Source organism: Asaia sp. W19 (assembly GCF_003994335.1).
In the GTDB taxonomy this organism is placed as follows: domain Bacteria; phylum Pseudomonadota; class Alphaproteobacteria; order Acetobacterales; family Acetobacteraceae; genus Asaia.
The window spans coordinates 266,168-280,065 of the sequence record NZ_PNQZ01000061.1 but is presented as its reverse complement, the minus strand read 5'-3'; the positions used below and the strand labels follow the sequence as shown (position 1 = coordinate 280,065).

14 protein-coding genes are annotated in these 13,898 nt (G+C 60.6%); 6 read left to right on the top strand and 8 right to left on the bottom strand.

Annotated features, from left to right (window positions below; translation table 11 throughout):
• The 5 genes from C0V97_RS12450 to C0V97_RS12430 all read left to right on the top strand — a co-directional run.
• Positions 1-731: histidinol-phosphate transaminase (locus C0V97_RS12450; RefSeq protein ID WP_127102895.1), on the top strand; the 731-nt coding region annotated here is incomplete at its 5' end.
• Positions 732-860: 129 nt separating this feature from the next.
• Positions 861-1,145: a hypothetical protein gene (locus C0V97_RS12445; RefSeq protein ID WP_127101479.1), complete on the top strand. Its 285-nt coding sequence runs from the start codon at positions 861-863 to the stop codon at positions 1,143-1,145.
• An 88-nt stretch (positions 1,146-1,233) separates the two neighbouring features.
• Complete coding sequence (locus C0V97_RS12440) at positions 1,234-2,475, top strand: aminopeptidase (protein WP_127102894.1); 1,242 nt, start codon at positions 1,234-1,236, stop codon at positions 2,473-2,475.
• Positions 2,472-3,053, top strand: a complete 582-nt coding sequence (locus tag C0V97_RS12435; protein WP_233582133.1) for a hypothetical protein — start codon at positions 2,472-2,474, stop codon at positions 3,051-3,053. Before C0V97_RS12440 ends, C0V97_RS12435 begins: the two co-directional genes overlap by 4 nt.
• A gap of 20 nt (positions 3,054-3,073) precedes the next feature.
• The gene (locus C0V97_RS12430; protein ID WP_127102892.1) at positions 3,074-3,502 is read left to right on the top strand and encodes a hypothetical protein; all 429 of its coding nucleotides are present in this window, start codon (positions 3,074-3,076) and stop codon (positions 3,500-3,502) included.
• A gap of 54 nt (positions 3,503-3,556) precedes the next feature.
• Here C0V97_RS12430 and C0V97_RS12425 read toward each other — a convergent pair whose 3' ends face one another.
• On the bottom strand, positions 3,557-3,889 hold the full coding sequence (locus C0V97_RS12425; protein ID WP_127102891.1) for a hypothetical protein: 333 nt from the start codon (positions 3,887-3,889) through the stop codon (positions 3,557-3,559).
• A gap of 493 nt (positions 3,890-4,382) precedes the next feature.
• Here C0V97_RS12425 and C0V97_RS12420 point away from each other — a divergent pair, with 493 nt between their 5' ends.
• A complete protein-coding gene (locus C0V97_RS12420) occupies positions 4,383-5,132 on the top strand; it encodes a response regulator transcription factor (RefSeq protein ID WP_127102890.1) in 750 nt (249 codons plus the stop codon).
• On the opposite strand, the gene thiD is transcribed toward C0V97_RS12420, so the two are convergent.
• The 7 genes from thiD to tolB all read right to left on the bottom strand — a co-directional run bounded on the left by thiD (position 5,124) and on the right by tolB (position 13,860).
• Positions 5,124-5,915 (bottom strand): bifunctional hydroxymethylpyrimidine kinase/phosphomethylpyrimidine kinase, encoded by a 792-nt coding sequence (gene thiD / locus C0V97_RS12415; RefSeq protein ID WP_127102889.1) that lies wholly within the window; start codon positions 5,913-5,915, stop codon positions 5,124-5,126. The two genes, C0V97_RS12420 and thiD, sit on opposite strands and share 9 nt — an antisense overlap.
• A complete protein-coding gene (gene glmM / locus C0V97_RS12410) occupies positions 5,915-7,282 on the bottom strand; it encodes a phosphoglucosamine mutase (protein ID WP_127102888.1) in 1,368 nt (455 codons plus the stop codon). Before glmM ends, thiD begins: the two co-directional genes overlap by 1 nt.
• Before the next feature lie 108 nt (positions 7,283-7,390).
• Positions 7,391-9,313 carry an ATP-dependent zinc metalloprotease FtsH gene (gene ftsH / locus C0V97_RS12405; protein ID WP_127102887.1) on the bottom strand — a complete coding sequence of 641 codons (1,923 nt, stop codon included), beginning with the start codon at positions 9,311-9,313 and terminating at the stop codon, positions 7,391-7,393.
• A 167-nt stretch (positions 9,314-9,480) separates the two neighbouring features.
• The gene (tilS, locus tag C0V97_RS12400) at positions 9,481-10,668 is read right to left on the bottom strand and encodes a tRNA lysidine(34) synthetase TilS (protein WP_127102886.1); all 1,188 of its coding nucleotides are present in this window, start codon (positions 10,666-10,668) and stop codon (positions 9,481-9,483) included.
• A gap of 38 nt (positions 10,669-10,706) precedes the next feature.
• Entirely contained in the window at positions 10,707-11,651 is a 945-nt protein-coding gene (locus C0V97_RS12395; protein ID WP_233582132.1) for a hypothetical protein, read from the bottom strand.
• Positions 11,652-11,771: 120 nt separating this feature from the next.
• Entirely contained in the window at positions 11,772-12,248 is a 477-nt protein-coding gene (gene pal, locus C0V97_RS12390) for a peptidoglycan-associated lipoprotein Pal (protein ID WP_023978578.1), read from the bottom strand.
• A gap of 265 nt (positions 12,249-12,513) precedes the next feature.
• The gene (tolB, locus tag C0V97_RS12385) at positions 12,514-13,860 is read right to left on the bottom strand and encodes a Tol-Pal system beta propeller repeat protein TolB (protein ID WP_127102918.1); all 1,347 of its coding nucleotides are present in this window, start codon (positions 13,858-13,860) and stop codon (positions 12,514-12,516) included.
• Positions 13,861-13,898 lie beyond the last annotated feature (38 nt).

Genomic DNA, 13,898 nt, shown 5'->3' with positions numbered 1-13,898 from the left:
TTYACCCGGTCTATTGCGACCTGTTCGACCAGCCCTATCGGGAGATTCCGCTCAACGCTCGGTTCGAGATCGATGTCGAGGATTATGCGATACCGTGCGGCGGGATTGCGATCGCGAACCCCAATGCCAATACAGGCCATGCGATTCCCCTTGAAGCGATCTCGCGTCTCGCCTCGTTGCAACCAGACAGAACCATCATCATTGATGAAGCCTATGTCGATTTCGGCGCCCAATCCGCCATTCGCCTGACGGAGGAACACGACAATCTTCTGGTCGTGCAGACCCTCTCCAAATCCCGCGCCCTTGCAGGGCTACGTGTCGGTTACGCGATCGGTCATCCCGACCTCATCGAGGGGCTGGTGCGTGTCAAGGACAGCTTCAACTCCTACCCGCTCAGCCGACTGGCCCAGACCGGAGCCGCCGCCGCCATTGCAGATGAGGAATGGCTAACTCAGACCACCCGGCAGGTCATGGCCACCAGAGAACGATTTGTGCAGAACCTTGCCGGGTTGGGCTTTGACATTCTTCCATCCTGTGCCAATTTTGTTCTCGTGCATCACCCCGCACATCAGGCTGGCGATCTGCTGGTAGGCTTGCGTGAACGCCACATCATCGTACGACAACTCGGTGCGCCCCGCATACGCGACTGGCTGCGCATCACGATCGGCACGGATGCGGAGATGAGCCGTCTGATCGGGGCCCTTGCCTCCATGGGTCTGACGACGCGCTGATATACGGCGCCCGCCCGCCCCTCTGACAAAAACCAGACGAGGGCCTGTCCGGATGCTTCCGCGCGTCCGGCAGAGCCCGTGCAATGAAGAATCCCGGCCACAGCCGGACAGGAAAAGAAAGAGTCGACCATGCGCTCCTATACGGGACAGCTTTCCGACAACCAGCCGATCCGTCGCAACCTGGCGGAGAAGCAGAAGCAGCTGCGCGATCTGAAGGAAACCTTGGCTACAATGAAGCCGCACACCTCCCCTTCCCTCAAGGAGAGCGTGCAGCGTCGTATCCGCGAACTCGAGGTCGAGATCCGTGCGGCTTCGCGCACGGACAAGCCCGCAACGCCGGAAAAGCCCCAGCGACAGGAACGCCCGCGCCGCGCACCGCGCCGCGCTCACCACGCCGAAACATTCGGCGAGTAACTTGCATCGGTTCCAGACCGGAATCAGGGCCGCCCCCTAAAGGCGGCCACCGGGCCGGAACGCGCTCAGTTCTTGAGGAGATACCGTGATGTCTGAAGCCACCATCCCCTTCGCAGATCGCCTGGACAGGCTCGGCGAAGTTGCCGTCAGGATCGGGCTCAATCTTCAGCCCGGGCAGGAACTGGTCGTCTCCGCGCCACTGGAGGCCGTTGCACTCGTCAGGCGCATTACCGAACACGCCTATCGGGCTGGCGCCAGCCTTGTCACGACGCAGTACAGCGATGACGAGGCCACATTGGCCCGTTATCGCTTTGCCTCTGATGATGCGCTCGACCACTCCGCCCAGTGGATGGCCGACGGTATCGCCCGGGCATATCGCGAGGGAGCGGCGCGACTGGCAATTACGGGCAGCAACCCGACCCTGCTGAACGGGCAGGATCCCGCACGCGTCTCCCGAGCGAGCCGCGCTGCATCACGCGCCAGCCGCGAAGCCATGGAAATCATCACGCGCTTCGATACAAACTGGACCATTGTCGCTTTCGCCACCACGGCCTGGTCGCAGCAGGTATTCCCCGAATTGCCGGCTGAACAGGCTCAGGCACGGCTGTGGGACGCAATCTTTGCCTCCTCGCGACTCGAAGCCCCCGACCCGGTGATCGCGTGGCAGCAGCATAACGCAGCCCTGCATGCCAAGGCGGCGATGCTGAACGACCGTCGCTTCCACACCCTGCATTTCACCGGCCCCGGCACGGATCTGCGCGTCGGGTTGGCGGATGGCCATGCATGGGCAGGCGGCTCCGAGCGCACGACCAATGGGATTGACTGCAACCCGAACATCCCTACCGAGGAGGTATTTACCACCCCTCACAGTCATCGCGTCAGCGGTCATGTATCGAGCACGAAACCGCTCTTCCATCAGGGCACGCTCATTGACGACATCCGCGTGACCTTCGAGGGTGGTCGGATCATCGAGTCCCATGCGGGCAAGGGCGAAGACGCGCTGCGCCGTATTCTGGAGACCGATGATGGCGCCGCTCGTCTGGGCGAGGTCGCTCTCGTGCCGCACGCGTCGCCGATTTCTGATACGGGCATCCTCTTCCGCAACACGTTGTTCGATGAAAACGCATCCAGCCATATCGCGCTTGGGCAGGCTTACACGAAATGCCTGTTCGATACCGAAGGCGCGAGCCCGGACGACCTGGCATCACGCGGGGCTAATATGAGCATGATCCATATCGACTGGATGATCGGCTCGGACAAAATCGATCTCGATGGCCTCCATGAAGACGGGACGGCTACGCCTCTGATGCGCAAGGGAGAATGGGTATGACATCACGCTTCAAACCTCGGGCGGCATTGGCGTTCATCGCACCGGCACTGACATTGGCGCTCGCCTACAGCGGCCCCGCACGGGCGCAGAGCGTTGTTCCGCAGAATGAACTGCCCCATCATAATGCCCCTGCGCAGCAGGGCAGCATCTCCCCGGCCATGCGCCAGGACATCGAGGCGGGATTACGCTATCCCCTGCCGACAGACTTCATGCCACGTGCTGCTCAGGCGCTCCAGGCTCTGCAGGCAGCCAATATTCGCCCGCCCGATTCCACCCGCCTCTCTCTACAGGAAACAATCCGCCAGATCGGCGGCCTTCCAGGCGTAGCATCCATACTGAGTGCACATGGCTTCACGCCGGAAAGCTTCACGATGGGTATGACCGCTTTCGGGATGACAGTAGCTGCGACAAACGGGCAGTCGCTCCCGGCGGGCCTCCCGGCGCCAAACCCGGCAAATGTCGCGCTCTTTCATGCGCATCCTGACCAGGTGACAGCCCTAATGCAGGCCATGGGCGCCCCTCCCGGTCAGAGCGGCACATCACCTGCCGCCAACGGTACTGGATATGGTCAGGAATAGCTAAGGAAGCGAGGAAACCCATGAAAGAATTCGTTCTGGACCCCTCCACGCTCCCTGAGATCGATATCGTGGATCTGGCCCAATCGGGCCAGATTCTCCGGGCTGAGCAGACGACCCCGCCGGGAGGAATTCCGGCTTTCCTTACACGGGACGATTGGCGCAGGATCGTACACCGGCACGCTACGCCCGATAGCGATGAAAATGCGCTACTCGCTGCCGTCGAGCGCGCAATCCACCGCCTGCTCGACCACGCTGCCACGACACTCGCTGCACGCCCCGCAGGCCTCGTGAGTGCAACGCTGACTGTCAAAACCGATCTGTTCGACACGCGAGGCGAGACATTTCTCAGTTTTGTACGGGCTAAGGGTCACCCGGTTGCCTGCGTTGTAATCGGCACGCGCCCCTTCCCACCGGTCCCACTAAACGACACTCCACCCCAGGCTGGATGACTGACCTGTTAAGAGAGGGACGCGCCCCCTCATGGCGGCCGTCATTCTTTGCAATCACCCCTCCCCGGGCAAACTCGTCACACGTGTCTCCGAAGGCTGCTCATCACCTTCCTCCGCCCGGGTTGAGGCGTTCTTCGCGACGATGAAGGCCTGATAGGCGACCGCGACATCGATCGCCACCTCGCGCTCAGCGGCCCGCGCCGTGTCGATGGCATGGCGTGCCTCGGGCAGCCAGTTCATGAATCCCTCGACTGCGCTGTCGCCATCATTCGACTCGAGAATGGCGCGCTCGGCGCTGACGATGCTTGCCTCCGCGCTCCGTCGGGCTGCACGAACGCCGGTCTCGCGCCGCAACACGGCTGTCAGCGCCTGGGCACGATCGAGCATTTCGCGACGTCGCTGTTGCCGGGAATTCTTTCTGAGTCGCAAGGCACATACTCTTGGTTATCAGCCCGCTGTCGCCCGTTTCCGGATTTCGGCAGTACCTGGTTTGAGGGGCGCATTCCTGAAATCGAAGAATGATCCTTCACACGACGCCTTCCTGTGTATTGAAGCCTTCGCGAAAGAAAATACAACCTGAACGAGTATAGACCCGGCCGTGAACAGGCTCCGTGGGAGCGGCCTTTGTTCGTCTCGTTAATATACGTGAAATTAAGCGTTTCTAAAATCCAAATATTCCGGCATTTCGTCGTGATTACCTGGCGATTACTAGCATTCATCACCATAGGACAAGCCGGGACTTTACAGAAAAATCGTAACCCTCAAGCGTTAAAAACTCGTTACGGAACAGCTGAAAAGTTTTGGCACAAGAAAAGTATTTTGCTTGCGAGCAGCAACCTTAGGTAGTACCACACCAACATCAACCCTGGAGATTGATGAAATGCGGCTCCTTCTTGTGGAAAGTGACAAGGCGAACGCCAACGCACTGATCAAAACGCTCAAACAGAGCGGCATTACTGTCGATCATGCCCAAACCGGGCACGAAGCGATCGATATGCTGCGTCATTACGACTATGATCTCGCCATGACGGAACTGCAGCTCGAAGATCTTGAGGGCTACGAGGTCATCCGTCGGGCCAGAAAAATACAAATACAGACGCCGATTATTGTCGTAAGCGGCCTTACCAGAGCACAGGCCAAGATAAAGGCCTTTCATGCTGGTGCAGATGACTACATCACCAAGCCTTTCGACACCGAGGAGCTCGTCGCTCGACTTCAGGCGGTTGTGCGTCGTTCGCGCGGCTACAGCACCGCTATTATGACGGTCGGCCCGCTCTCCATCGATCTGAACGCCAAGGCTGCCTCAGTGGATGGCCACCCTCTGCAACTCACGGGCAAGGAATACGCCATTCTCGAACTGCTTGTGTTGAGGCGTGGGAATGTCCTCACCAAGGATGCATTCCTGAATCATCTCTATGGCGGCATCGACGAACCGGAGATGAAGATCATCGATGTCTTCATTTGCAAGCTCCGCCGGAAACTGCAGCAATTCGGCGCGGGCAGCCTCATCGGCACCGTATGGGGCCGTGGTTACGTGCTACGCGACGAGACGCGCGTTACCGAACCCGCACGCGGCGCGCCTACGGGCACAACAGACCACCTGCACACCCTGCTTCAGCCCTCAGTCTGAAGGAACCAAATGGTTCATCGGCCGGGCATTGCCCGCGCCGTACGGGGGGGCCTCCCGAATAGCCCGCCTCACATAGCGTCGGCTTCGGGCCACGGCAGTGTCCATTGGCTCACCCTGCGCCAGACAGGTTGCGATGGCGGTCGAAAGTGTGCACCCGGTGCCATGCGTATGAAGGGACTCGATCCGCTGGTCGTCGAATCGTATCTCCTGCCCTTCCGAAACAAGAACATCCACGAGCACGTTGCCCGGCAGGTGCCCCCCTTTCGCTAGGAGATGAGGGATGGCACAGCTCTTGGCGAGCGCTCGGGCGGCGCGTAGCATATCAGACAAGCCTTTGATCCGCTCACCACTGAGAACCTCCAGTTCAGGGAGGTTGGGGGTAAGCAGGGTGCATCGGCCATAGAGCTTGCGGAATATACGCTCGCCTTCCTGTGTCATGAGCCGGGCACCGCTGGTGGCGATCATGACCGGATCAATGACACAGGGAATCCCCGGATAGCGTAGAAGCGTATCATGCACGGCCTCCATGATCCCTGCATTGCCCAGCATCCCCAGCTTGATGACATCGGCGCCAAGATCATCGAGCACCATACGCATCTGCTCAGCCACGATGTCCGGCTCCAGGCAGGCGATCGCGGAGACGCCTTGCGTATTCTGAGCGGTGACCGCCGTGATGGCTGTCATCGCAAAGCCACCGAAGGCGCTGACCGTCTTGATATCCGCCTGGATACCAGCGCCTCCGCCGGAATCACTCCCGGCAACGATCAGCACCCGCCCTTTCATCAGCCTGCTACTGCCTTCTGGACGGCCTCACAAATGGACGAAACGACCTCCTCGACGAGGGACTGGTCTTCGGCCTCAGCCATCACCCGGATGAGGGGCTCTGTTCCACTCTTGCGCAGTACCAGTCGGCCCTTATTGCCCAGCTTCTCCTCTGCCCGCTGACGCGCCTCGGCGAGGGAAGTTGTCTCAAGCGGGTTCCCGCCCGCGTAGCGCACATTTCGCAGCAATTGAGGGAAGGGCGAGAAAACGCGCAGGATTTCACTGGCGGGCCGGCCTTCCTCAACCAGAACAGCGAGAACCTGAAGCGCAGCGATCAGCCCGTCACCTGTCGTGGCAAAATCGGACAGGATCATGTGCCCAGATTGCTCGCCACCAAGTTTGATACCCTGCTCGCGCATGCGCTCGACAACATAGCGGTCGCCGACAGCCGTTCGGTGCAGGGTAATGCCGTGCTCACGCAATTTCTTCTCGAGGCCCAGATTCGACATGATCGTCGCCACGGCTTCACTGCTGCCAAGTCGGTTATTCTTGTGCAGAAAAAGCGTGATCAGGCCAAGAATCTGGTCGCCATCGACAATCTCCCCCTGCTCATCGACGATGATGACGCGATCCGCATCGCCATCCAGCGCAATGCCAAGATGCGCCTTGTGTGCCACCACGGCTTCACGCAGCGTCGCCGGATGGGTCGAGCCACAATTCGCATTGATGTTGACGCCGTTGGGCTCGCAGCCGATCTTGATGACATCGGCGCCCAGTTCCCACAATGCCGTCGGCGCAACGCGATAGGCTGCGCCATTGGCACAGTCGAGGACGATGCGCAGACCATCGAGACGCGACCCCCTCGGAAAAGACGCCTTCGCCGCCTCTATATATCGTCCCGCAGCATCATTCAGGCGCGAGGCACGTCCAACCTCTTCGGGCGGCGCCATCTGCGCCGTCAGATCCTGGTCCATCATGCGCTCGATCTCGGCTTCGACTTCGTCAGACAGCTTGAACCCATCAGGTCCAAACAGCTTGATGCCATTATCCCCGAACGGGTTGTGAGAGGCCGAAATCATGACGCCGAGATCCGCACGCAAAGAGCGGGTCAGCATGGCGATGGCTGGAGTGGGCAGAGGCCCCACCAGAATGACGTCCATTCCTGCGGAGAGAAAACCCGATACCAGAGCGCTCTCGATCATATAGCCGGAGAGGCGCGTATCCTTGCCGAGTACCACCGTATGACGGTGAGATCCGCGACGAAAATGGAGCCCTGCTGCCTGCCCTAGCCGTAACGCGATGTCGACCGTCATGGGAAAACTATTGGCCTTGCCGCGGATACCGTCAGTACCGAACAATTTGCGGTCTGACTTGGCTGCTATACTCATGATCGCCCTCTTATACGCGTCGCTATGCGCGAGATAGTTTTCTTCAAGCACAGCCCGCTCAACGAAAAAAGGGGGCTTGCGCCCCCTTCTCCCCTTACCTGCCTAGTATCACCCGGCCTGCGGCGACGGGTTCAGTGCCTCAGTCCCGGCACTGGCCTCCGGCTTCACCGTAGGTACCGAAGAGCGACGATTCTCCGGGGTCGAATCATCGACCACGACGCGCTCCACCGGTTCACCGCGGATCACCTTGCCAACTTCATCACCTGAAAGCGTCTCGAACTCGAGAAGAGCATTCGCAAGACGGTGCAGATCGTCGATATGTTCGAGCAGCAGGCTATGCGCGCGCTTGTAGGCCTCGTCGACGAGTTCCTTGACCTCACGGTCGATCTCGCGGGCAGTCTGCTCGGAGACATTCTTGTTCTGCGTCACCGAGTGACCCAGGAACACCTCCTGGCCATTATCGCCATAGGCAATCATACCGAGGCGATCGCTCATCCCCCATTCGGTCACCATGCGACGGGCGAGATTCGTTGCCATCTTGATATCGCCAGACGCACCGGTGCAGACATTCTCTGCGCCGAAGATGAGCTCCTCGGCAACGCGGCCGCCCATCGCGAGAACCAGATCGGCCTTGCACTGGGCCTTGCTCTTGGAATAGCGATCGCTTTCCGGGAGGCTCATCACCATGCCGAGAGCGCGGCCACGCGGGATGATGGTCGCTTTGTGAACAGGGTCGCAACCCGGGGTCAGGATCGCGCAGATGGCATGGCCGCCCTCATGATAGGCGGTGTTACGCTTTTCGGCATCGCTCATCACCAAGGAGCGGCGTTCAGCCCCCATGAGAACCTTGTCCTTGGCGTTCTCAAATTCCAGCATGGCCACCGTGCGCTTGCCCAGACGCGCAGCAAGCAAGGCCGCCTCATTGACGAGATTGGACAGATCGGCACCCGAGAAACCTGGTGTGCCACGGGCGATGACCTTGGGGTCGACGTCAGAAGCCAGCGGCACCTTGCGCATGTGGACGCGCAGGATCTTCTCGCGTCCTGCCACGTCCGGGTTCGGCACGACAACCTGACGGTCGAAGCGACCGGGACGCAGGAGGGCGGGATCGAGCACGTCCGGTCGGTTGGTCGCGGCAATCAGGATCACGCCCTCATTGCTCTCGAACCCGTCCATCTCCACGAGCATCTGGTTGAGGGTCTGCTCACGCTCGTCATTACCTCCACCGAGGCCCGCACCACGATGACGACCAACTGCATCGATCTCATCGATGAAGATGATGCAAGGAGCCGATTTCTTCCCCTGCTCGAACATGTCGCGCACACGCGATGCCCCGACGCCCACGAACATCTCGACGAAGTCGGAGCCGGAGATGGTGAAGAACGGGACATTGGCTTCGCCTGCGATGGCGCGCGCAAGAAGAGTCTTGCCTGTACCCGGGGGGCCGACGAGTAGGGCACCCTTGGGAATCTTGCCACCCAGGCGCGTGAATTTCTGTGGGTCCTTGAGGAACTCGACAATTTCCTCAAGCTCTGACTTGGCCTCATCAATGCCGGCAACATCGTCGAAGGTTACGCGCCCCTGCTTTTCGGTCAGGAGGCGCGCCCGGGACTTGCCAAAGCCCATCGCCCGGCCGCTACCGGATTGCATCTGGCGGAAAAAGAGGATTCCGATCCCGAGCAGGAAGATCATGGGAAGCCAGCTTGTCACCGCACGCAGAATCGGGCTGCCATCCGCATCGAGCGGCTTGGCAACGACCTCGATCCCCTTGCTTGTCATTCTCGGCACAAGTCCGGGATCGACAGGCGCATAGGTCTCGAAAGACGTACCGTCCTTGAGAGTGCCGGTGATATTCTGATTCTGCACCACAACCGACCGCACCTTGCCCTCATCGATATCGGTCACGAAATCCGAATAGGCGAGTTGCTGTGAGGCATGCTGATTGCCACTGGGCTGAAACGCCAGGAACAGGAGCAGCGCCAGAACGATGATGATCACCCAAAGCGCCAGGTTGCGGCCAAAATTGTTCATCACGATCTCTACTATTTCCAAACTCGAAGTCGCACACTGACTGAGGATGACCCATCAGCCCAGGCTGGCCATCACGAAGTGATAGCAACCCTTTATCCCGACCTAACATAAGCATTCGGCCAGACGTTCCCACCCCCTCGCGATCAAGTTTTCACTGTGTCAGCCGTTCAGATCCACAAAGAATGCTCCAGAAGACTGCTCTCGGGCTCGAAGCGCAGTTCGATTGCTCTCCAGTCAGCGTCCTTCGCCACGCCGAGTCCTGGAACAGCGATCACCTGGCCCTCCCGCCAGATTGCCGGAATGCCCCGCAGGATGCGGGAGGGCAGCCCTGACGCCCGGAAAAAACGCGCCTGATCACCCAATGCCATTACATAGGCTCCCGTATGGGGGAGTGCCCCCGCGAGGGTAAACCGGCCATCCCAACGCGCGGCTCTTTCGGCTGGCACAGCGCCACCAATCGCTTGCGGCTCGCGTATGAGCAGCCAGCCTGAGCCCATCTTTCCAGCGGCGCAGAATAGTGCACCCCCAAACGTAAACGGGATGGGAGCCGCAATCAGCCGCTCCATGACTCGGTGAGGAGGCGGGTACTCTGCCCCCGAAATCATCTGCCAGATCCGTCCGAGCAACAGCGCACAGGACGGAAGGGCGGGGAAATGCGCAAAACCCAGGGGGTCGACAGTCAGCTCGCCCAGGTGGCGCGCCCAGTCATGCAATCGAGCGTCGCGAGCCGCGCCATGGATCCGGGCTTCAAGCACTGCGTCAGCTATCTGATCTGGGGTCAGAGCAAGCCTGATTCGTACGCGCTCGAACTTTGTGTTGGCATTACTCGGGTCTTCGATCCAGTGGATGGACTGGGAACGCAGAGTCGCTCTTAGTCGCTCAGGCGGGATGCCGAGCAGAGGGCGCAGATAGCGCAGAGCCAGCGTCTCACGTGAAACCGCCATCCCTGCGAGGCCATGAGAAGTGCTGCCATGGGCGCGACGCATGACGAGCGTTTCTGCCTGATCACGCATGTGATGACCGATCACCAGATCGAGAATGCCCCGCTCCCGACAGGCCTGTGCAAGCATACGGTATCGGGCATGACGCGCGTTTTCCTGGATGCTGCGTTGGTGGTCCAGAGAAGTGAGAACCAGCATCTCAGCCGGAATATCGAGGGCGTGCAGACGCGAGAGCGTCAGTCGGGCCTCATCGCCGGAAGCCGCTCGCAATCCGTGATCAACGACTAGGGCAATGACGGCGCGACGCCATCGGCGCATCAACCAGGCAAGACCGAGACTGTCAGCCCCGCCCGAGACAGCGATGGCCATGGGAAACCGGGGGTCGTCGGGCGGAAAAGGCCCGAAACGCGCCATCAGACCGGCGAATTCCTCTTCGCCGATCGGGGGTACGCTCAGTGGCAGCTCGCACGGCCCTTGAAGCTCGTCACTGCGGCCTTGACCCTGGCGGAAGCAGACGGGAACTCACTATCGAGCTTTTCCAACGCCTGGCAGGCGGAGTTCTTGTCACCCATGGCGAGCATGGAGGCAGAGACGCCCAGTAGAGCCTCCGGCGCGCGCGGCGATTTGGGCGCGCGGTTATAGGCATCATAATAGGCGACCGCAGAGTCGCGATATTGCTTCTGCCCTGCGAGGGATTGCGCGAGCAGGAACTGGGACTCGAGCTTGCCATTGGGCGTCTTGGCGAGCTTGAGCGCCTGGGCGGCATTGCTCTGCGCGGTCGCGTAGTCATGGCTTTTCAGGGCGGCCTGGCCGCTCTTGAGCAATTCAAGCGCAGTGGTCGGCTTTTCGACGGGTGCCACTGCCGGGGCGCTCGGCGCACCGGAATCGCTCGAAGAAGGCATAGCGGCTGAAGCGCCCGCCCCACCGCCACCGCCATTCTGAGCAGCGAACTGCATATCCCCGATCTGCTTGGTCAGGGTGGCGTTCTGGGTCTGCACCTGGTTGGTCAACTGGTCCAGTTCACCCCGCATCTCGCGGTTCTCGTTTTCCAGTGTGGAAACACGCTGCAGAAGCTGGGAGACGAGATCGCTGTTTCCCGCGCTCACTGCCGGAGCCGCAGCCCCCCCGGATGAGGACACCGCCCCTGCACTCGCCTGGACCTGCTGCAATTGCTGGCTGAGCTGCTGGATCTGATTCTGAAGCGCGATACCCTCGCGGCTCGTCACCTGAGCCTCGGCACTGCCAGCAGCAAGCACACTCACGAGCGCAGCAGAAGAGAGAATGAAGAAGCGGGAAACTCGGGCACCGCGCATGGCGCATCCTTCAGTCAGATCATGGGTGCGGGCACCATGCCACGCAGTTTGAAAGCCACCATAAAGCAAAACCGGCTGACGCATAAGCGCCAGCCGGTTTCAAAAGCCTGTATCGCTGCCTGATTACCGCAGGGTCGCGGTCGGCAGGAGAAGACGTATACGCGACCGGAGCCGGATCACGCCTCCCTCAGCGTCGAGAACCGATTACTTGACCGAGGTGATCGCGTTACGGTTCTGGGCCCATGCCTGCTCGTCGTCACCATCGGCCGTCGGACGATCCTTACCATAGGAGATCGTCGTGATGCGCGAAGGAGCAACACCCTTCGCTACGAGATAGTCGCGAGCGGCGTTTGCACGACGCTGGCCGAGAGCGATGTTGTACTCTTCCGTGCCGCGGTCATCGCAGTTGCCAGCGATTTCGACGCTGACCTGCGGGTAGCGGGCGAGCCATGCTGCCTGCTTGTCCAGGGTCGCCTGGGCATCGCTCGAAAGCGTATTACGGTTCAGGTCGAAGAAGACGCGATCGCCGACATTGGCGACCAGATCGGCTTCGCTACCGGGCGCAGCGCCGGTTTCCTGAGCCGTTGCGCCTGCACCGGTCGATGCACCCTTGTTTGATTCATCCGAGCATGCAGCCAGAACGACTGCGAGGCCAAGCGCACCGAGAAGCTTGAAATTCATTTTTGCCAACCCTGAATATAGTCCCCATCCGGGACCAGGAAGCGTGACGACAACTAATTACGAAGGTCGGAGTTTCCGTTTTGCTTGCTGGTTACCATAACCATTGGGCCTTACCGATCCCGACGACCAAGATCGGCCATACTCACTCCCGAGAAGCGCGGTCAAGCGAGATGACTACCATCGCGCGCCAAGTCGCGTGGATTTCATTAGAAATTCAGAATTAGTGTCTCCAACGCCACAGAAAGCGGCGCCAGAGACACGGTATTCAGCCCTGAAGCGGCGACCAGGCCGGATCCGAAGCGCCCGTATCGGTGCGGATGGGACGCTCATGGAATCCGGTGATATCGATCGTCCCGATTCCGCTCGAGAATCCGGCGCCGCCCGCTCCGGCCGCCGACTGGCGGCAGAAGGCAATGACACGACCATTGGGGCAGAAGGTGGGACTCTCGACGGTGAAGCCCTCAGTGAGAATGCGCTCACCCGTTCCATCCGGCCCCATGACGCCCAGAGAGAAACGGCCATTGGCGATCCGCGTGAAGGCGATCAGGTCGCCACGCGGAGACCAGACCGGTGACCCGTACGTACCATGGCCATAGGAGATACGACGCGCACCACCGCCAGAGGCGCTCATGATGTAGAGCTGCGGCGAACCGCCACGATCGGAGTTGAACACGATCTGACTGCCGTCAGGGCTGAAGCACGGACTGGTATCGATCGCACCCGAGTTGGTGATCTGGCGCTTCGAGCCGGAGCCGAGATCGACGACATAGATGTCCGACCCGCCCCCGCGCGTGGCAGAAAGCACCACCTGGCTGCCATTGGGAGCGAAGCGCGGTGCGAAAGAGATGCCCTCGAATTCGCCCAGCATGCGCTGGCTGCCTGAGCCAAGATCGAATGTGTAAACGCGCGGCCGATTATTGGCATACGACATGAACGCAATCTGATCACGCACCGGGTTGAAGCGCGGCGTCAGGGTCAGCCACTGGCCGGAAGTCAGCACATGGCTATTCGCGCCGTCCTGATCCATCACGGCAAGACGGGTGATCTGGTGATGGCGCGGGCCGGTGCGGGCAATATAGGCGATGCGGGTGTCGAAATAGCCCTTCTCGCCCAGCATGCGCTCGTAAATCACGTCAGCGATGGTGTGGGCGATGCGGCGCCAGTTCCCGGCGGAGGCCGTGTAGGCGGTACCCTGAATCTGCTCGCCCGTCAGTACGTTCCACAGGCGCATTTCCACGCGCGTGCTGCTCGATCCTGCGGCGCTGCCAGTCACAGCCGCGCGCGCGCCTTGCGCCTTGAGCGCGGCGAAATCCGGTGTTCCGCCCGAACCCGGCAGAACGGTGAAAAGACCCGTGCTGTCCAGATCGGAAGAGATCACACTCGTAATCTGCTCACCCAGCCCGGGACCAAAAGAAGGGATCGAAATGGGGATCGGCGCGGTGCGGGCCTGATCGACCGTGATCTCCGCTTCACCCGGCGCGCTTGCCGCCTGAGCGAAAGCCCCGATCGGGGTTGCCAGTAATCCGCCAGCGGCAATCGATGCCCCGAGCACAGAGCGGCGCGAGAACAGGGTGGAGAGGCTCTGGGCCTGCTCATCGGTCAGCAGGGGCATATCGGTACGGGACGTATCGCGTGACATGAATTCGAGTC

Coding starts and splice junctions, on each gene's coding strand:
- C0V97_RS12445 (WP_127101479.1), top strand. CDS start 861: ATGCGCTCCTATACGGGACAGCTTTCCGACAACCAGCCGATCCGTCGC.
- C0V97_RS12440 (WP_127102894.1), top strand. CDS start 1,234: ATGTCTGAAGCCACCATCCCCTTCGCAGATCGCCTGGACAGGCTCGGC.
- C0V97_RS12435 (WP_233582133.1), top strand. CDS start 2,472: ATGACATCACGCTTCAAACCTCGGGCGGCATTGGCGTTCATCGCACCG.
- C0V97_RS12430 (WP_127102892.1), top strand. CDS start 3,074: ATGAAAGAATTCGTTCTGGACCCCTCCACGCTCCCTGAGATCGATATC.
- C0V97_RS12425 (WP_127102891.1), bottom strand. CDS start 3,889: ATGCTCGATCGTGCCCAGGCGCTGACAGCCGTGTTGCGGCGCGAGACC.
- C0V97_RS12420 (WP_127102890.1), top strand. CDS start 4,383: ATGCGGCTCCTTCTTGTGGAAAGTGACAAGGCGAACGCCAACGCACTG.
- thiD (WP_127102889.1), bottom strand. CDS start 5,915: ATGAAAGGGCGGGTGCTGATCGTTGCCGGGAGTGATTCCGGCGGAGGC.
- glmM (WP_127102888.1), bottom strand. CDS start 7,282: ATGAGTATAGCAGCCAAGTCAGACCGCAAATTGTTCGGTACTGACGGT.
- ftsH (WP_127102887.1), bottom strand. CDS start 9,313: ATGAACAATTTTGGCCGCAACCTGGCGCTTTGGGTGATCATCATCGTT.
- tilS (WP_127102886.1), bottom strand. CDS start 10,668: ATGGCGCGTTTCGGGCCTTTTCCGCCCGACGACCCCCGGTTTCCCATG.
- C0V97_RS12395 (WP_233582132.1), bottom strand. CDS start 11,651: ATGCGTCAGCCGGTTTTGCTTTATGGTGGCTTTCAAACTGCGTGGCAT.
- pal (WP_023978578.1), bottom strand. CDS start 12,248: ATGAATTTCAAGCTTCTCGGTGCGCTTGGCCTCGCAGTCGTTCTGGCT.
- tolB (WP_127102918.1), bottom strand. CDS start 13,860: ATGCCCCTGCTGACCGATGAGCAGGCCCAGAGCCTCTCCACCCTGTTC.